13 protein-coding genes, 1 other RNA gene and 2 pseudogenes are annotated in these 18,402 nt (G+C 67.0%); 10 read left to right on the top strand and 6 right to left on the bottom strand.

Annotated elements, in window-relative coordinates; all coding sequences use genetic code 11:
* The first annotated feature begins 49 nt into the window (after positions 1-49).
* The 3 genes from FVP77_RS06590 (at position 50) to rnpB (ending at position 2,927) form a co-directional block, all read left to right on the top strand.
* A complete protein-coding gene (locus FVP77_RS06590; RefSeq protein WP_147893771.1) occupies positions 50-781 on the top strand; it encodes a zinc ribbon domain-containing protein in 732 nt (243 codons plus the stop codon).
* 12 nt (positions 782-793) lie between these two features.
* On the top strand, positions 794-2,518 hold the full coding sequence (locus FVP77_RS06585; protein WP_147893770.1) for a bifunctional 3'-5' exonuclease/DNA polymerase: 1,725 nt from the start codon (positions 794-796) through the stop codon (positions 2,516-2,518).
* Between the two features lie 26 nt (positions 2,519-2,544).
* Positions 2,545-2,927, top strand: an RNA gene (gene rnpB, locus FVP77_RS06580) — RNase P RNA component class A.
* Positions 2,928-2,946: 19 nt separating this feature from the next.
* Here the strand turns inward: rnpB and ppgK are convergent.
* Positions 2,947-3,738: a polyphosphate--glucose phosphotransferase gene (ppgK, locus tag FVP77_RS06575; RefSeq protein WP_147893769.1), complete on the bottom strand. Its 792-nt coding sequence runs from the start codon at positions 3,736-3,738 to the stop codon at positions 2,947-2,949.
* Between the two features lie 103 nt (positions 3,739-3,841).
* Here ppgK and FVP77_RS06570 point away from each other — a divergent pair, with 103 nt between their 5' ends.
* From FVP77_RS06570 to gdhA, 5 genes are all read left to right on the top strand, one after another.
* The gene (locus FVP77_RS06570; RefSeq protein ID WP_116646521.1) at positions 3,842-4,051 is read left to right on the top strand and encodes an SPOR domain-containing protein; all 210 of its coding nucleotides are present in this window, start codon (positions 3,842-3,844) and stop codon (positions 4,049-4,051) included.
* A gap of 25 nt (positions 4,052-4,076) precedes the next feature.
* The gene (gene glnA / locus FVP77_RS06565; RefSeq protein WP_116646522.1) at positions 4,077-5,417 is read left to right on the top strand and encodes a type I glutamate--ammonia ligase; all 1,341 of its coding nucleotides are present in this window, start codon (positions 4,077-4,079) and stop codon (positions 5,415-5,417) included.
* A gap of 31 nt (positions 5,418-5,448) precedes the next feature.
* Complete coding sequence (locus FVP77_RS06560; RefSeq protein WP_147893768.1) at positions 5,449-8,445, top strand: bifunctional [glutamine synthetase] adenylyltransferase/[glutamine synthetase]-adenylyl-L-tyrosine phosphorylase; 2,997 nt, start codon at positions 5,449-5,451, stop codon at positions 8,443-8,445.
* A gap of 93 nt (positions 8,446-8,538) precedes the next feature.
* Positions 8,539-8,670, top strand: coding sequence for a hypothetical protein (locus FVP77_RS17150; protein ID WP_276308329.1), 132 nt, complete (start codon positions 8,539-8,541; stop codon positions 8,668-8,670).
* 142 nt (positions 8,671-8,812) lie between these two features.
* Positions 8,813-10,171 (top strand): NADP-specific glutamate dehydrogenase, encoded by a 1,359-nt coding sequence (gene gdhA / locus FVP77_RS06555; protein WP_147893767.1) that lies wholly within the window; start codon positions 8,813-8,815, stop codon positions 10,169-10,171.
* A gap of 40 nt (positions 10,172-10,211) precedes the next feature.
* Here the strand turns inward: gdhA and FVP77_RS06550 are convergent, their stop codons facing one another.
* Positions 10,212-10,535: a DUF7882 family protein gene (locus FVP77_RS06550; RefSeq protein ID WP_147893766.1), complete on the bottom strand. Its 324-nt coding sequence runs from the start codon at positions 10,533-10,535 to the stop codon at positions 10,212-10,214.
* Positions 10,536-10,684: 149 nt separating this feature from the next.
* Between FVP77_RS06550 and FVP77_RS06545 the strand changes: the two genes are divergently transcribed.
* The gene (locus tag FVP77_RS06545; protein ID WP_147893765.1) at positions 10,685-11,050 is read left to right on the top strand and encodes a hypothetical protein; all 366 of its coding nucleotides are present in this window, start codon (positions 10,685-10,687) and stop codon (positions 11,048-11,050) included.
* 504 nt (positions 11,051-11,554) lie between these two features.
* On the opposite strand, the pseudogene FVP77_RS06540 reads toward FVP77_RS06545, so the two are convergent.
* The 4 genes and pseudogenes from FVP77_RS06540 to FVP77_RS06525 form a co-directional block, all read right to left on the bottom strand.
* Positions 11,555-11,770 (bottom strand): annotated as a pseudogene (locus FVP77_RS06540) (SDR family oxidoreductase); the annotation flags it as partial.
* A 170-nt stretch (positions 11,771-11,940) separates the two neighbouring features.
* Entirely contained in the window at positions 11,941-14,175 is a 2,235-nt protein-coding gene (locus FVP77_RS06535) for a helix-turn-helix domain-containing protein (RefSeq protein WP_187266837.1), read from the bottom strand.
* A gap of 225 nt (positions 14,176-14,400) precedes the next feature.
* Positions 14,401-14,646 carry a hypothetical protein gene (locus tag FVP77_RS06530; RefSeq protein ID WP_147893762.1) on the bottom strand — a complete coding sequence of 82 codons (246 nt, stop codon included), beginning with the start codon at positions 14,644-14,646 and terminating at the stop codon, positions 14,401-14,403.
* Positions 14,647-14,655: 9 nt separating this feature from the next.
* Positions 14,656-16,092, bottom strand: coding sequence for an MFS transporter (locus tag FVP77_RS06525; RefSeq protein WP_147893761.1), 1,437 nt, complete (start codon positions 16,090-16,092; stop codon positions 14,656-14,658).
* A gap of 114 nt (positions 16,093-16,206) precedes the next feature.
* Between FVP77_RS06525 and FVP77_RS06520 the strand changes: the two are divergent.
* Positions 16,207-18,135 (top strand): annotated as a pseudogene (locus tag FVP77_RS06520) (amidohydrolase).
* Positions 18,136-18,402 lie beyond the last annotated feature (267 nt).

Here is an 18,402-nt window from a genome sequence, read left to right as displayed (position 1 = left end):
CCTCGAGCTGTGAACGCCCACGACGCAGACCGGCGGGTAGGTTGGACTCGTGAACGCCGACCCCTCAGACCAGCGCCGACTGCTCGACCTCGCCGAGCTCGACGCCCGCATCCGACGGGCTGAGAACACGCGGAAGAACCCGCCGCAGGCAGCGCGGGTGCAGGAGCTTCTCAAGCAGCGCTCCGTCCTGTCGCAGGAGCTCTCTTCGCGGGCCGGCGTGCGAGACGATCTCAAGCTCGAACTGTCGCGCATCGAGAGCGATGTCTCCGTCGTCGATGCGCGCAGCGCTCGCGACGCCGGGCGGCTCGCCGCATCCACCAACTCCAAAGAGGCCCAGGGCCTCGAAAGCGAGATCGCCGCCCTCGCTCGACGCAAGTCCGACCTCGAAGACGCCGAGCTCGTCGTGATGGAGAAGCTCGAAGCGGCCGATGCGGCGGTTGCCGAGCAGGAAGCGGTCGTCGCCGCGACGAACGAAGAGGGCTCACGCCTGAGCGCGGAGGCCAAGCAGGTCGTCGCCGACGCGACACGCGATCTCGAAACCGCTCAGCGCGACCGAGGCGCCGTCGCCGGCGCCATCGACCCCGCGCTGGTCGCCCTCTACGACCGGCTCGCCACGCGCGGCAACGCCGCGGGGCACCTGCACCGCGGAACCTGCGAAGCGTGCCGCATGGTGCTCTCGGGCACCGACATGAACAAGATCCGCCAGGCGGCCGACAACCTCGTGGTGAACTGCCCCGAGTGCGGCGCGATCCTCGTGCGCACCGAAGAATCCGGGCTGTGAGCCCCCACTCCGGTGACGCGCGCTGACCCGCGCCCCCACTGGATCGTCCTCGGGCGCGACGACGGCGACACGCTCTGGGCTTCGCTCGATGCGACGGGCGCGACGATCGCCACGGATCGCGTGCGCTCCGCTGATCTCATCGCGCGGATCGCGCACGAGGAGTCGCTCGGCTCCGTGCGGTGGGTCTGGAGCGACACCCCCGCGTGGTATCCGTCGCTCCTCGCCGCCGGGGTGAGGATCGCGCGCTGCCACGATCTGCGCCTCACCCACGCGATCCTGCGCGACTCCGAACTCGTCTCCGCCGGCCACCCGGTGCGGGCGGCGCGCGCCTGGGATGCCGCCGGAGTCGACGGCACGGATGCTGCGCCCGCACTGTTCGATCTGCCTTCGGGTGCCGACGCATTGCCGGGGGATCTCGACAGCGCTCTCGCCGAGTTCGCTCGGCAGCGCGATGCCCTCGACACGGCCTCCGATCCGGGCCGCCTGCGTCTGCTGACGGCCGCGGAGTCGGCGGGGGCGCTGATCGCCTGCGAGCTCCGAGCGGCGGGCCTTCCCTGGAACGCCGTGGAGCACGACAGGATCCTCACCGGCATGCTGGGGGAGCGACCGGCGCACGGCGGCCTACCCGCGGCCATCGTCGCCAAGGCGACCGAGGTGCGCGACGCGCTCGGAGACCCACAGGCGAGTCTCGACTCCCAACCCAAGCTGCTGCGCGCACTGCACCGGGTCGGCGTCAACGTCGAGTCGACCTCGCGCTGGGAGCTGCGTCGGCATGAGCACCCGGTCGTCGTTCCTCTCATCGAGTACAAGCGCATGATGCGCCTTCTCACCGCGAACGGCTGGAGCTGGCTCGCGGAGTGGGTCGATGACGATCGCTTCCGGCCGGTGTACGTGCCCGCCGGAGTCGTCACCGGGCGCTGGGCGTCGTCGGGCGGTGGAGCGTTGCAGATCCCGCGTCAGCTGCGCGCGGCCGTGCGGGCCGATCCGGGGTGGAAGCTCATCGTCGCCGACGTCGCGCAGCTCGAGCCTCGGGTACTGGCGGCGATGTCGAGCGACACCGCACTGGCAGATGCGGCGCGAGGGGCCGACCTCTACGGCGCGATCGCCGAGCACGGCAAGCTGGAGGGCCGCGAGAAAGCGAAGCTGGCTCTCCTGGGCGCGATGTACGGCGCCACCTCCGGCGAGAGCGGGCGTCTCGTTCCGCAGCTGCGCAGAACGTACCCCCGCGCGATGAAGCTCGTCGACGACGCGGCGCGGATCGGAGAGGACGGCGGCGTCGTCTCCACCTGGCTCGGGCGCACGTCGCCGCCCCCGTCGCGCGCCTGGCGCGACGTGCAATCCGGCGCCACCGACGACGCGGCATCCGCCGCCGACACCGACCTCGCTCGTCGGGTCGGCCGAGACCGCGGTCGATTCACCCGCAACTTCGTCGTGCAGGGAACCGCCGCGGAATGGGCGCTCGCGTGGATGGCCGAGCTGCGCAATCGCCTCGCGGCGATGCCCGTCGTCGCGCCCGAGCGGGCCGCGCGCGCCTCGGGTCCGGTCTTCGCCCGGCAGGCGCATCTCGCGTTCTACCTGCACGACGAGGTCGTCGTGCACGCACCCGCCGAGCACGCGGATGCGGCGGCAGACGCGATTGTCGAGGCCGCAGCATCCGCCGGCCGCCTGCTCTTCGGGGGCTTCCCCGTCGACTTCCGACTCGACGTGCACATCGCCGACAGCGCGGAGAAGGCGTGATCGCCGCCTAGACTCGACCACGCGAATGGGTCGGCTGGACGGTCGCGTCACGGGTTCGCCCGTGCCGAGGAACGTCCGGGCTCCACAGGGCAGGACGGTGGGTAACACCCACCCGGAGTGATCCGCGAGACAGTGCCACAGAGAGCAGACCGCCTCTGCGGTCCCTGAGCTTGTCGAAGGGGCCGTGGGGTAAGGGTGAAAGGGTGGTGTAAGAGACCACCGGGGTCGTGGTGACACGACCCGCACGGTAAACCTCGTCCGGAGCAAGGCCATACAGGGGATGTTGACGCGGCTCGCCGAGTCCCCGGGTAGGCCGCTAGAGCGGCACGGCAACGTGTCGCGTAGAGAGATGACCGTCCACGGGGCTCACGCCCCCGGACAGAACCCGGCGTACAGGCCGGCCCATTCGCACCCTCTCGAGACCCGCCCTACTTGACGGCCGGCAACGCCTCCACGACAGGCACGGCCAGCGCAGCGGCTCCGATGATGCCGGCGTTGTTGCGGTGCACGGCGGGGACGATCGGCGTGTTCAGCTTCAGCAGACCGAGGAACTCGTCGGAGTGCTTCGACACGCCGCCCCCGACGACGAACAGGTCGGGGCTGAAGAGGAACTCGACGTAGTCGTAGTACCACTGCAGGCGCTTCGCCCACTTCTCCCACGACAGCTCTTCGCGCTCCATGGCGGAGTAGGCGGCATAGCCCTCGGCGTCGCGCTTGTGCTCCGCGCGCTGGAGGTGACCGAGCTCGCTGTTGGGGATCAGTACGCCGTCGTAGATCATCGCCGAGCCGATGCCGGTTCCGAGTGTCGTGAGGATGACGAGACCCTCGACGCCCTTCGCCGCGCCGTACCGGACCTCGGCGATGCCGGCGACATCGGCGTCGTTGGCGAAGTGGATGCCGCGGCCCAGGCCGTCTTCGAAGAACTTCTCGGCTTCGAAGCCGATCCACGACTTCGACACGTTCGCGGCGGAGAGTGTGCGTCCGCTCTTCACGATCGCCGGGAACGCGACTCCGAGCGCGATGTCGGTGTCGTCGGCGACGCCGAGTTTGTCGAGCACCTGCGTCACCGCGTCGAGCACGTCTTTTGGCTCGGCGCCGGCGGGGGTGGGCACCTTGATGCGGTCGCTCAGGAGCTCGCCCTTTTCGAGGTCGACGATCCCGGCTTTGATGCCGGTCCCGCCGATGTCCACTCCGACTGCTTTCGACGCGTTCGATGCCATGCCCCCACCCTATCCAGCGGGAGGTGCGCGATCAGTAGGATCGACAGTGGCCCTTCGGAACCTCGAAGTCGCCCGCGCGCCGTGTGAAAACGAGGAGTCTTCCGTGACCGATGACAGCGAGAAGTACTGGTACAACCTGACGACGGGCCAGGTCGAGCGCGGCTTCGCGTCTCCGATGGTCGATCGCGCCGGCCCGTTCGACACCGCCGAAGAGGCGGCGAACGCTCCCGCCCTCCTGCGCGAGCGTTCGCGGGAGTGGGACGAAGACGAGGCCCGCGAGAAGAATTGGGGCGCCGACGGCGCCCAGAAGTAGTCGATCCGTAACCCGAGGGGACACCATGGACAAGCAGCGTGACTTCGTACTGCGCACGATCGAGGAGCGCGGCGTCAAGTTCGTGCGCCTGTGGTTCACCGACGTCATGGGGACCCTCAAGTCGGTCGCCATCGCGCCCGCCGAGGTGGAGGGCGCCTTCGCCGAAGGTCTCGGTTTCGACGGCTCGGCGATCGAGGGGCTGACCCGCTCCTACGAGTCCGACCTGCTCGCCCATCCCGATCCGACGACGTTCCAGACGCTGCCCTGGCGCGGCGAGGTCGACCCGACCGCACGCATGTTCTGCGACATCACGACTCCCGACGGCCAGCCCGCCGTCGCCGACCCGCGGCACGTGCTCAAGCGCACGCTCGCGAAGGCCGCCGATGCCGGGTTCACGTTCTACACGCACCCCGAGATCGAGTTCTACCTGCTGAAGTCGTCGACCCTCGGTGCCAACGGACAGCCTGAGCCCGTCGATTCCGCCGGGTACTTCGACAACGTGCCCGGAGGCACAGCGCACGACTTCCGTCGCCGGTCGGTGCGGATGCTGGAAGACCTCGGCATCTCCGTCGAGTTCAGCCACCACGAGGGCGGACCGGGTCAGAACGAGATCGACCTGCGGTACGCCGACGCGCTGACGATGGCCGACAACATCATGACCTTCCGCACCGTGATCAAAGAGGTCGCGATCGAGCAGGGCGTCTACGCGACCTTCATGCCGAAGCCGATCAGCGGGCAGCCCGGCAGCGGCATGCACACGCACATGTCGCTGTTCGAGGGCGACATGAACGCCTTCTACGAGGAGGGCGCGCAATACCAGATCTCCAAGGTGGGCCGACAGTTCATCGCCGGCCTCCTGCGCCACGCGAACGAGATCTCGGCCGTGACGAACCAGTTCGTCAACTCGTACAAGCGCCTGTGGGGCGGCGACGAGGCCCCCAGCTTCATCTGCTGGGGCCACAACAACCGCTCCGCCCTGGTGCGCGTGCCGATGTACAAGCCGAACAAGGGCCAGTCTTCGCGTATCGAATACCGCGCGCTCGACTCAGCGGCCAACCCCTACCTCGCCTACGCACTGATGCTGGCCGCGGGCCTCAAGGGCATCGAGGAGGAGTACGAGCTCCCGGCCGAGGCCGAGGACAACGTGTGGTCGCTGACCGACTCCGAGCGTCGCGCCCTCGGGTACGCCCCGCTGCCGCAGAGCCTCGACGACGCCCTCTCCTACATGGAGGAGTCGGAGCTCGTCGCCGAGACGCTCGGCGAGACGGTCTTCAACTACGTGCTGCTCAACAAGCGTCGCGAGTGGCAGCAGTACCGTGCCCAGGTGACGCCGTTCGAGCTGCAGAGCAACCTCGAGATGCTTTGACCCGAGCGACACGCCTGAGAAGGGTCGGCCGATGACGTCGAGTGATCGTTCCTCCCCTCTCACCGGTCTCGCACGCCGCGGATTCGCACGCCTCACCGAAGCCGACGCGCTGCTCGACGAGCTCGCCGGACTCATATCCGTCGACCGTGAAGAGCTGACGGCAGCGGCGTCGCGCTCGGCCGACCCCGATGAGGCCCTCTCGGGTCTCGTGCGGATCGCACGCCGCGACGCCGAGGCCGTGCGCCAGGCCGCGGCGGATGCGGCGGCCTGGCGTGCGATCTGGAACCTCGCGGGCGCGTCGCTCGGTTTCGGGGAGTTCTATCTGCGCCACCCGGAGGAGCTCGTGCACCTTCGAGGAGCGGGCGAGAGCCTGCCGGCAGACGAGGCCATGCGAACAGCCATGCTCGACTCCGTCGGGGCCCGAGACGGCTTCGCGGAGAGCGGGGGAGAGTCGGCGTGGGTCGCGCTGCGCGTCCGCTATCGCAGCATCCTGGCCGGCATCGCTGCCTATGACCTGGTGCAGGACGACCCCACGGAGGTCGTCGACTCGGTCTCTGCACGCCTGGCGGATGCGGCCGGTGCTGCTCTCGAGGCCTCGCTCGCCGTTGCCCGCACTCGCATCTCGGATCCCTCCGCGGGCACGACCGCGTTCCCGCGAGCCCAGGTCGCGGCGACCTGCTTCGCGATCATCGCGATGGGGAAGGCTGGAGCCCAAGAGCTCAACTACGTCAGCGACGTCGACGTCATCTTCGTCGGCGGCACCTCTGACGAAGACGTCGTGAGCGAATCTCGTGCCATCGACATCGCGACGCGTCTGGCGATGCAGACCATGCGAGGGATCTCGGGTGCCGAGATCGAACCCGGCCTCTGGGAGGTCGATCCGAACCTGCGCCCCGAGGGGAAGCAGGGGGCTCTCGTGCGCACGCTCGACTCGCACCTCACCTACTACGACCGCTGGGCCAAGAGCTGGGAGTTCCAAGCCCTGCTGAAAGCGCGCGCCGTCGCCGGCGACATGGATCTCGGCGAACGCTACGTCGCGGCCGTGCAGCCGAAGGTCTGGACCAGCGGTGCGCGCGAGAACTTCGTCGAGGGCGTGCAGAAGATGAGGGAGCGGGTCACCGACCATATCCCCGCCGATGAGGTGACCCGCCAGATCAAACTGGGCCCGGGCGGCCTCCGCGATATCGAGTTCACGGTGCAGCTGCTCCAGCTCGTCCACGGCCTGAGCGATGAGCGGATCCGTCAGCGCGGCACGCTCGCCGCCCTCGACGCACTCGTTGCGGAGGGATACATCGGGCGCACCGACGCCACCGCGTTCGAGCGCGACTACCGCGTGCTCCGGCTTCTCGAGCACCGCCTGCAGTTGCGAGCGCTGCGGCGTACCCATCTGATGCCGATCAAACCCGATGAGCAGCGGGCTCTCGCGCGCTCGTCGAAGCTCGCAGAGACCGGCCAGGGGGTGCTCGACCTCTGGGAGGCCACCAAGCGCGAGGTACGCGACATCCACGTGCGGCTCTTCTACCGACCGCTGCTCTCTGCCGTTGCGGCCCTCCCCGAATCGGAGCGCACCCTCTCGACGGCCCAGGCGCACGATCGACTGAGCGCGATCGGCTTCCGCGACCCCGCAGGCGCGCTGCGGCACATCGCGGCACTCACGACGGGGCTGAGTCGAAAAGCATCGATTCAGCGCCATCTGATGCCCGTGATGATCCGATGGTTCGCCGACGGCGTCGACCCCGACTACGGCCTGCTGGCCTTCCGCCGCATCAGCGAGCGGCTCGGCAACACCCCCTGGTTCCTTCGGATGCTGCGCGACTCCTCGGCGGCGGCCGAGAGCCTCACCCGCGTGCTGTCCGGCTCGCGGTACATCGGCGAGCTGATGGAGTGGATCCCGGAGTCCGCCGCATGGCTCGACGACGAGGAGCTCCTGCGCCCGCGCAGCGGTATCTCGCTCCAGGAGGAGGCTCGCGCGATCCAGGCGCGGCACGCCAGTGTCGACGACGCCATGCGGTCGGTGCGGGCTCTTCGACGCCGCGAGATGCTGCGCACAGCCATGGCGGGCGTGCTCGGGGTCGTCACGATCGAAGAGCTCGCCAGCGCGCTGACGACGATCACCGAAGTCTCGATTCAGGCGACTCTCCGTGCGGTGTGGCCGGAGGTCGTGCCGCCGGAAGACGGGGCACTCGACTTCGCGGTGATTGCGATGGGGCGCTTCGGCGGCTCCGAACTCGGCTTCGGCTCCGACGCCGACGTCATGTACGTCTACCGGGCGAACGGCGTTCCCGCCCAACGCGCCCATGACCTCTCTGTGAAGCTCGTCGCCGCCATCCGGCAGCACTCGGAGGATCACCGCCTGCCGCTCGACCTCGACGCCGACCTCCGCCCCGAAGGACGTAACGGACCGATCGCCCGCTCCCTCGAGGCCTACGCCGAGTACTACCGCCGCTGGTCGCTCTCGTGGGAGGCCCAGGCGCTGCTGCGGGCCCGGGGGATCGCCGGAAGTGTGAAGCTGCTCACCGCGTTCTTCGAGATGGTCGACGGGGTGCGCTACCCGCACGCGATCGATCCAAACGGGCTGCGCGAGATCAAGCGCATCAAGGCCCGTGTCGAGAGCGAACGACTCCCGCAGGGCGCCGATCCATCACGCCATCTCAAGCTCGGACCGGGATCGCTCAGCGACGTCGAGTGGCTCGTGCAGGTGCTGCAGCTGCAGCACGCTCACGAACTCCGGGGAATGCGCACAACGTCGACCCTGCGCGCTCTCGAAGCCGCCAGAGAAGCGGGATTCATCGAGGATTCCGATGCTGAACGCCTGCGAGAGACGTGGCTGCTCGCGAGCCGTCTCCGCTCGGCGAATACGCTGCTGTCGGGCCAGACCAGCGATGCCCTTCCCACCGACCGGGCGAAGCTCGACGGCATCGGGCGCATTCTCGAATACCCCCCGCGCTCCGCCTCCGTGATCGAGGAGCAGTGGATGGGCACCTCACGGCGCGCGCGGCGCGTATTCGAGCGTCTCTTCTACGGCTGAGCCGTCGCACGTATCCCGCATCTGCGCCAGCCCCTCGCTCCGCGCGCTTCGACGGCGTTGGCTGATCGAAGGCCACGATCGCAGGAGGACGCCATGACAGACAAGAGCAATCCGAACAGCACCGACTCGCTGTCGCAAGACGACGACGCCACCGGCGCCGGCTCGGAATCGCCCGAAGAGGGCGCCGCGGCGATGGACGACGCTGAAGACGCCGTCGAGAACTGAAGCCCGCGAACGCTGAAGCGAGGCGCGGTCTCCGCCGGCGTCATATTGTCTGAGGGGTCTGCACGTCTGGATAGGGTGAAGTCCGGTAGCCGCACCACACCCGAACGCGGCGGCTCACTCCATCCGGCCAGAAAGCTCCACCATGACCGTGACCCCGTCCGCCCTGCCCGGCACCGTGCGCGATGTGTACTCCACCGTCGAGAAACGCAACCCTCACGAACCGGAGTTCCTCCAAGCCGTCCATGAGGTCCTCGAGTCGATCGCCCCGGTGTTGGACCGGTACCCGCAGTTCGTGGACGGCGGCATCCTCGAACGGCTGGTCGAGCCGGAGCGTCAGATCCTCTTCCGCGTACCGTGGGTCGACGATGCCGGCCGTCTGCAGGTGAACCGCGGCTACCGCGTGCAGTTCTCATCGGTTCTCGGCCCCTATAAGGGCGGCCTGCGCTTCCACCCGTCCGTGAATCTGTCGATCATCAAGTTCCTCGGTTTCGAGCAGATCTTCAAGAACGCCCTCACCGGGCAGGGCATCGGCGGGGCCAAAGGCGGCAGCGACTTCGATCCGCACGGACGCTCCGACGCGGAGGCCATGAGGTTCTGCCAGTCCTTCATGAACGAGCTCTATCGCCATCTCGGCGAGCACACCGATGTGCCGGCCGGGGACATCGGCGTGGGCGCACGCGAGATCGGCTACCTCTTCGGGCAGTACCGCAAGATCACGAACCGTCACGAGTCGGGGATGTTCACGGGCAAGGGCGTCCAATGGGGCGGTGCGGAGGTGCGCACCGAGGCGACGGGTTACGGCGCCGTCTTCTTCGCTCAGCAGATGCTGGCCGTCCACAGCACGTCGCTCGACGGGCTCAGGGTCGGAGTCTCCGGCTCGGGCAACGTCGCGATCTATGCGATCGAGAAGGCCTGGCAGCTGGGCGCGACTCCTGTCACGGCATCGGACTCGTCGGGATACGTCGTGGACCACGACGGAATCGACGTCGACCTGCTGCGGCACGTCAAGGAGGTCCAGCGCGCACGGATCCGCGAATACGCGGCGCAACGTCCGTCCGCTCGGTTCGTCGAGGGGCGCCGCCCGTGGGACGTCCCTGTCGACATCGCCATCCCGGCCGCGACGCAGAACGAGCTCGACCTCGACGACGCGCACGCACTCATCGCCAACGGGGTCCGCGCCGTATCGGAGGGCGCGAACATGCCCTCTACTCCCGGGGCCGTCGCCGCATTCCAGCGCGCCGGAGTCCTCTTCGGCCCCGGCAAGGCAGCCAACGCCGGCGGAGTCGCCACATCCGCACTCGAGATGAGCCAGAACGCGGCCCGCCAGAAGTGGAGCTTCGACGACAGCGAGCGTCGGCTCCGTTCCATCATGGCGAACGTTCATGACGCAGCCTTCGACGCGGCCGAGCGGTACGGGCACCCCGGCGACTACGTGATCGGCGCGAATTCCGCCGGCTTCGAGCGCGTTGCGCACGCGATGCTCGCGCAAGGCGTCATCTGACGCGTGCGGTGACCACTCACGTCCCGGCGTCAGGACCCTCTCACGGAGCGGGCTCGGGGATGAGACGCAGACCCCCCGTTCCGTTTGCGAGATCGGCGAGTTGACTCAGCCATTTGCGGTTCAAGGGCAGATCGCTGCGCTCGTCGAAGCTGAAATACAGCGATGAGCTCTGCGAGATCCACACGGTGCCGTGGAGGCCGGGCTTGGCCAGCGCGTCGTCACCGTGCACATCGGGCTCGTTGTCCCAGTTGAAGCCGAAGCTCTCATTACGTCTGAGCTTGGTGAGGATGACGGCACGCAGGTGCTCGAGACCCCGATCGTCGATCCGGATGGCAGGGGCCATGCCGTAGATGAGGTGTCCCATGTGGTTCCTTCTCCAACGAACGCCGGGGATCGCAGGGATCTGCGCACGTATCCGAAGATTACAACACGCCTGCCGATGGGGCCCTAACGCACGTGGCGTCCGATGGAAAGGGGGCGGGTATTCGGGCGGCGGGGGAGTACATGTGGAAGATGCACAGGATCCACTACGCGGGCGACTCGTTCCTCACCGGCTCGGATATCGCGCGTGCTCTCCTGGAATACGCGCAGGTGCTCGCATCCGTCGGTCAGGCGGCCACCGTAGAGATTCCGACCCTGTCCGACGACGGGATCCCCGGCCAATCCATCATCCTCATCGGCCCCTCGAGCCAGGTCGTCGCCGGAACGGAGAGTTCGGCGCATCCGGAGATCCTCGATCCCGAACTCGTCGCCTCGATGGCGTCCAGCGTAGAGCTGCTTCAGCATGGCGGGGGCTCGGCTCCCGTCGTCGCGGTTCGCAGTCGCGACCGAAACCAGGAGTGGGAGAACGACGAGTGGGACGGGCTCGACGTCATCTAGCGAGCGTTCCCGGAACAGGGCCGGCCGAGGGTGGAAGATCGCCGCGCACGCCGGCAGTAAGTCACCATGCAGGCAGACCGTCCCGAAGAAGCCCCTAGGGGACGCGTCGACGAGGCCCTAGTAATTCCCTAGTCGGCTCCGCTTGTCCCCCGAATGGGGGACAAGCGGCCGTAGTCTCGTGGTCGGCCCGCTCCGCGATGGAAGGCACCCCTGAGCGGAGCGGGCCACCTCCGGGGGGAACATTTGCCACTGCATCACGCCATCCGCGCGGCCGTCGATCGGGCGCTGTACGGACGCTCCACCGTTGCCTGCGAGGAGTGTGGAACTGCGCTCCCGTCGCACCTTGCGATCTGGCGAGGGCTCCACCCGTACTGCTCGGTTGAGCATGAACACCGGGACGGCGCGGCCTCCTAGGCTCGGCACGCAGCGATCTGCACACCGTGAGCGTGTTGCACGGGTGGTCTCGCTCGGCGGCGTGCGTTGCGGAGTCCGAGCCGTGCAGGCTCAGTTGCCTCCAGTGACTCGGAGATCGGCGCCGGAGGTGGATGCGGCGCCCGAACCGAAGAAGTAGGCGGCGGCGTCGGCGACCTCGTGGGGATGCGCAGCGCGGCGCAACGGGATACCGGGGGCGCGCTCCTCGGGAGCGTTCGGGCGCCCGCCATCGGCGTGGATGGTCGTGTACGTAGTGCCTGGTGACACGGTGTTCACGCGCACGCCCTGCGGGCCGAACTCCTTCCGCCGTCGACACTGTGTCGGTCACGCTGGTGCGACTTCGTTGTCGGAGGTAGCCGCTCGCTGGTAATTACCGTGTGGTCGCCGTCGGTGTTCTGCCCCCACGGGCATTGCGGGTGGCGGTTTCGTTCACCCGTCTGCCGTGGAGAGCCCCGCAATCATGGTCGGTCGAGAGAATCCAGCGCATCCTGAATCTCTGCCGCCCACCAGTCGGGCCGCTCGTGCTCTTGCACTAGGTCTAGCGCCCGGCGAAGATCGCTCCGAGCATTCTCGCGTTCGCCGAGCCCGAGGTGCGCAAACCCACGATGGCGGTACGCGCGAGCTAGGAAGTCCGGTTCGTGCGGGAAGAACGGCGCGTCGTCCATCATGCGATTCGCCACCTCGACGGCTTCCGAATACCGCCCGAGGCGGATGAGCACTTTCGCGGAGATGGCGGTAGAGAGGTTGTTCAGCGTGCTCCACTGGCGCAGAGACAAGTCAGATTCGTGGTCGTCGATGGTTGTACGCATCTCGGCTGCCTGGTGCAACGCGCCTTCCGGATCGTCGTCCAGCAGCCCGATCGCAATCCAATACCGACTTTGTACCTGCGGCTCTACCAACCCGCCCTCTAGCGCTTCTTCGAGGGCGTGCCTCGCAGCCCTCAGGGCTGCATCTGACTCACCGCGGTGCGTCTCACTCCAGGCGATGGAGATGAGCGCCCACGTGGCTGCATCACCGGCGCCCGCTCTTTCTGCTGTCTCGCGGGCACGGCGTGCGATCTCGAGCGCGATATCCGGATTCGCATCCAGCAGGCCCAACTCAAGAGCGGACAACATCTGCAGTTGCTTTGCCAGACGGGCTTCATCTCCGAACTGCTCCGCTGCCGTCACTGCGATGCGCGCGACGGTTCGCCAATGCGGAAAACTGAGCCACCGCTCTGCGAACTGGACGAGCGCCTCGGCGGTCCCCAGGACCAAGTCAAGGGAGTCGGTCGGGGTAGCGGCAGCCACCCTCAGAGCATCCAGCCACGAGTCTGCTTCTGTTGTCAGCCACTCTCGTGCCGAGGGGAGGGTGACATCCCCCGGCTCGTGGGCGGCATCCATCTCTTCATCGACGAGTGCCATTTCGCGCGCCTTCTCAAGTGTCCAACTTCGTAGTCGCGCACGCCCCGGTTCTATTTCCTGCGGCGTTTCTGAAACTCCGAGGCGCTCCTCGGCGAAAATGCGAAGCAAGTCGTGCATGCGGTATCTGTCGCCGCTCAACGGTTCCAAGAGGGCAAGGTCGGCCAACTCACCGAGAATTCCATCGGTCGTCTCCACGTCATATCCATGAATGGACGCGACCATGTCCGCCCGGAAAGAGGAGCCGACGATCAGTGGAAGGCTCCGGAATACCTGCCGGGATCTGGGGGAGAGAGCCTCGTAGGAGAGCGCGAACGTCGAGCCGACGCGGAGATCTCCGGCCACGAGATGCCGAAGCCGCGAGGAGTGCGCGCGCAGCCGTTGCACGAAGTCCTCGACGGTCCACGTAGGACGAGATGAAATTCGGTTTCCCGCAATACGCAGCGCCAGCGGAAGATCGGAGCACAACTCAGCCAGCTCTGCGAGATCACCGCGTGCTCGCTGACCTTCCGGAATGATTCGGGCCAAGAACGCGATGCTGTCTGCCCGAGGGAGTGTCGCGAGCACGACTCGCTGGCAACCTTCGAGGCCCCCAAGCGATCGGCGTGACGTGAGGGCGACCACCACCGGGCGCGCCGTGGCGAGCACCGGTCGGACCTGGTCCTCGTCGGTCACATTGTCGAGGACCACGGCGAGGGGTTCGATGGCGCTGACGCGACGCCATGCCGCGAAAGCTCCTTCCATCGTGGCGTGCTCTTCTTGGGGCCCCTTCTGGCGTAGCAGCGATTGAAGCACCTGGAGCGGAAAGAGGGGAAGCGTGTCTGGGCTGTGAAGGTTGACGAAGAGGACGTCGGACGTGCCAGCGGTTGCTCGGTGAACCGCCTCGAGCGCCACAGTCGTTTTCCCGACGCCCGCCATACCGGTCACCAACACCGAGCTCGCTGCCTCACCGGTGCGCGAAGACAGCAGAGAAACCAAAGCCGTCATCTCGGCCTCGCGCCCGGTGAAATCTGGCAGCCGAAAAGGTTGGATAGAAGACAGTGAGACGTTCGTCGCAGTTCTCAGCCGCCCAAGTCGAGCTGCGCCGAGGAACTCCGCGCGGTCGTGATCCGCGAGTTCGAGAGCATTAGCCAGAGCGATGACCGTCCGGCGCTGTGGGCCAACGCTGACACCTCGTTCGATATCGCTCACAGTCCTCGTGCTCACCCCCGCCAACTCCGCGAGATGCTCGAGAGTGAGGTCGGCGTAATGGCGACGGCGTCGCAGGAGCTCTCCGAACGGATGCTGCGCCACGGGCGTTCGTCTCTCTAGCTGGGGACGTGAAGCCACGGACGCCTTTTGGGAATGTGCTCAGCGGATGTCCCAACGTTGAGGATCGCAGATCCCCGCCGTCTCGCAAAGGCGGTATTCGCCCGTCTTTGCGCGAGCACCCGATCTCCTCCCGCAGTCAATGGATGATCGATTGCCGTCCCCATGTCGATCGGCGGGCGACTCGCGGAGAGATTCAGGGCGGCTGAGTCAGGGCTGAGATCCCTCCGCGATCCAGCGCTTGATCTTGGCTACTTGGGCGGCAGGCCATGTGCCGTCGCAGGGCATGGCACCGCTTTCGAGCGAGTGGACAATCGCGTCTTGATGTTCCGCGACGTCGGAGTAGTTCCACAGGTCGAAAACCTTCACCATGCTGTTGCGGTCGAGCTCACGAAAGAGCGGTTTGATGTCGGTCGAGAATCGGAGGGGAGCGGGTTGGTGGTCTGCGTCTTTCATGTTTTCCTCCTAGGGATGTGCAGCTGGGGTTGAAGATGCCGGTTCCGGCTTCGTGAAGGTCGCTGCCACGATGACGACCACGATGACCGTCGCTATGGCGGAGACCAGGAAGGCGGTGGAGTATCCCCCGGATGCGCTCGCGCCGGCGGAGGTCCGGGACGCGGCGATGGTGGCCAGGGCTGCGACCCCTAGAGCCGCGCCGACCTGCTGACTCGTCGTCAGAAGGCTGGCCGCAGCGCCCTGGACGTTCGACGCGACGTCCGCAGTGGCGGCGATGGACACCGCGGGCAGCAGCAGTCCGATGCCGGCAGCTGTCAAGAGGAGGGCCGGGAGAACGTTGAGGAGGTAGCTGCCCGCGGTCGAGAGCGACACAAACCACGACTGGCCGCCGGCGACCAGTAGCGCGCCGATAAGCGCCGAGGACTTCAGGCCGGTCCTCGCGATGACCCGGCGGGCGATGAATGACGAGAGCACGACGATCGTGAGTGTTGCGGGCAGCAGGCTGAGCCCGGTGAGCAACGGGCTCAGCCCGAGCACGGTCTGCAGATAGAGCGAAACGAAGTAGACATAGGCGGCGAGGACGGCGCCGGTGATGAGCATGACGCCCAACGCGCCGCGCCGTTGCCGTGAGCGAAGCAACGCGCGCGCGATGAGCGGGTCCCGGGAGCGCACCTGAATCGCGATGAAACCGGCGACTAGGACGAGGCCGGTGATGAAAGGAGCCAGGGTGTTGACACTCACCGGCCCGTACTGTTCCAAACTGCTCAGCGCGTAGATCACAAGTGCAATGCCCACGGTGACCAACAACGACGGACCGACGTGCAGGGAGACGCTCTGTCGGGGCGCCGGTCGCGGTATCACCCGAGGTACCAGAACGACGAGCGTGATCACGATCGGGACGTTGATGATGAAGACGCTTCTCCACCCGAGCACTTCGACCAGCAGCCCTCCCAGAACGATTCCGGCGGTTCCGCCGGCAGCGGTCGCCCCCTGCCAGATGCCCAGCGCTCGAATCCGTCCTGGACCGTCGGGGAACAAGAGCGTCAGTGATGACAGCGCGGCCGGTGAGACCAGGGCGCCTGCTGCCCCCTGAACGAAGCGCGCCGCGATAAGCGTTTCAGGTGTGGGAGCCAGCCCGCCGCCGACGGAGCCGACCCCGAACACGATCAGGCCGAGGAGAAGCATCTTCCGCTGGCCGAAGAGGTCACCTGCCCGGCCGCCAAACAGCAGGAGCGCGCCGAAGGTCAGCGCGTAGCCCGTGACTATCCACTGCAGATCGCTGTCAGAGAACCCCAGCCCGCCCTTGATCGACGGCAACGCGACATTCACCACGCTGAAGTCGAGCTGGAGCACGAATTGTGCCGCGCACACGACGATCAAGGCGAGGTTCTGCGATGGGGGCGGGCGCACAGCGGCTTTCCGTGGATTCGGTGACGCGTTCGACATTCGTGCCCCTCTCGACCTGAGCGGTTACCGTGGGGAGAAAGCGTACGAGCGCTCCCACCTCTGCCCCCTCTACAAATGTCTAGCCACCGCGGCGTCTGCATCTCCTAGCGTGCGATGGAGGTGCCGATCACGGCGCGAAAGATCGAGGTGATCGAGATGGTGACAGAATCGATGCCCGTTGGTGGGATGCGTCCGCAAGCCGACGCGGGACGCGGAGCCGACCTGATCGTGCGCAATGCGAAGATCTTCACCGGCGACCGAAGCCGGCTGTCGGCAACCGCCGTGGCGGTCACCGACGGGGTCTTCGTCGCCGTGGGAACCGACGCGGACGTGGCGCCACATCTCGGCACGGACACTCGCGTCGTCGACGCTCTCAACAGGCGTGTGATCCCGGGGTTGAACGACTCTCACACACACGTCATCCGAGGCGGCAACAACTACCTGATGGAGCTTCGCTGGGACGGTGTACCCAGCTTGCGGCTCGCATTGCACATGGTGCGTGAGCAGGCCGCCCGAACGCCCGCTGGTCAGTGGGTTCGGGTCGTCGGCGGTTGGAGCGCCGCACAGTTCGTAGAGAAGCGTCTTCCGACGCTGCGGGAATTAAACGATGCCGCACCGGACACCCCTGTATTTGTCATGCACCTTTATCAGTCCGCATTGATGAACCAGGCAGCGGTTGCCGCGATCGGGTACACCCGTGACACCCCCAACCCTCCTGGCGGTGAGATCGTGCGCGATCGAGTCGGTGAGCCGACGGGACTGCTCCTGGCGGCCCCCACCGCGTCTGTTCTTTACTCGACGCTGGCGAAGGGTCCGGTCCTGGGAGATGATCAGAAGCTCGAGTCCAGTCGCCATTTCTTCCGCGAGCTCAACCGGTTCGGCCTGACTAGCGCCATCGATGCCGCTGGTGGGTTCCAGGACTTCCCCGAGGACTATGGCACGGTGATGCAGCTCGCCGCTCGCGGCGAGCTGACCGTCCGCATCGCCTATCACCTCTTCCCCCAGACGGCGGGGCAAGAGTTGGACGACCTTCGACGGTGGATATCGATGGTGAAACCCGGCGACGGCGACCAGTGGCTGCGCGCCAATGGCGCCGGCGAGAACCTCGTGTGGAGCGCCGCCGATTTCGAGAACTTCGCCGAGCCCCGACCCCAATTGCGCGAGAGTGCGGCCGCCGACCTCGAGGCGTCGGCCCGCCTGCTGGTCGAGAACGGCTGGGGCTTTCGCATCCACGCGACATACGACGAAACCATCGTTCAGGATCTCGACGTGTTCGAGAGGATCGCCCGCGATTCTGGCGGCTCCCTCGGGGTTCCGTGGTTGTTCGACCACGCCGAAACCATCAGCGACCGAAGCATCGAAAGACTCACGTCACTCGGCGGCAGCGTGTCGGTGCAGAACCGTCTGTATTTCCAAGGGGCGGCATTCGAGAACAGGTATGGGGCTCTCGCGACCGAGTGGGCACCGCCGGTGACCAAGTTGCTCGCGGCCGGCCTCACGGTGGGCGCCGGGACGGACGCGACCCGAGTGTCCTCGTACAACCCGTGGCTGGCTTTGCACTGGCTCACCACTGGCAGCGACATCGCCGGGGTGAAGCGCTCAGCTCCTGGGAACCTCGTCGACCGCTGAACAGCGCTGGAGATGTACACCATCGCCGGCGCCGAGCTCAGCGGCGAGTCGCACGCCAAGGGCAGTATCGAGGTCGGCAAGTACGCCGACCTCGTGATCCTCTCCGCCGACTACTTTTCCGTCGCCGACGACGAGATACCCCACATCGAAGCCGAGCTCACGGTAGTCGGCGGCCGCGTCGTGTTCGCCTCGGACGCCTACGAGGGCCAGGCCGATCCTCTGGAGTCCCCGTCAACGGGGTGGAGCCCGGTGGTGCACTTCGGCGGGTACCACCGGACGACATCCGGACTGACGCGGGCCCGGCGGTTCGTAGACGCCTCCGCCGACTCTGCCGAACAGCGCGAGTGGCGGGAGCAACGTGGCGAGACGATCGCAAGGCACAGCCATGACCCGCTCACCGCGCATGACCATTAAATGGCGGTGACATCTGGATACCCGCGACGAGCGAAAGCGAAAGCTTCGGACGAAAGTCGGAACATCGTCCTGCACGCTCCAGTGGGCGATTGCACCTTGTACCATCTGCATCGAAGCCACCAGGCCTGATGTGTACTACGGAAGGACTGCCCCGGATATGTCAGCGGACTCACTCGTCACCCTCGACGTGCAGTACGGATCTGCCCCGTCCGTCCCGCTGCTCCTGGACGTTTCCGCCCGGCGGATGCCGCCACGTCGGAAGACACA

This window comes from Microbacterium hatanonis (assembly GCF_008017415.1).
Lineage (GTDB): Bacteria > Actinomycetota > Actinomycetes > Actinomycetales > Microbacteriaceae > Microbacterium > Microbacterium hatanonis.
This window is presented reverse-complemented; position numbering and strand designations above follow the sequence as displayed.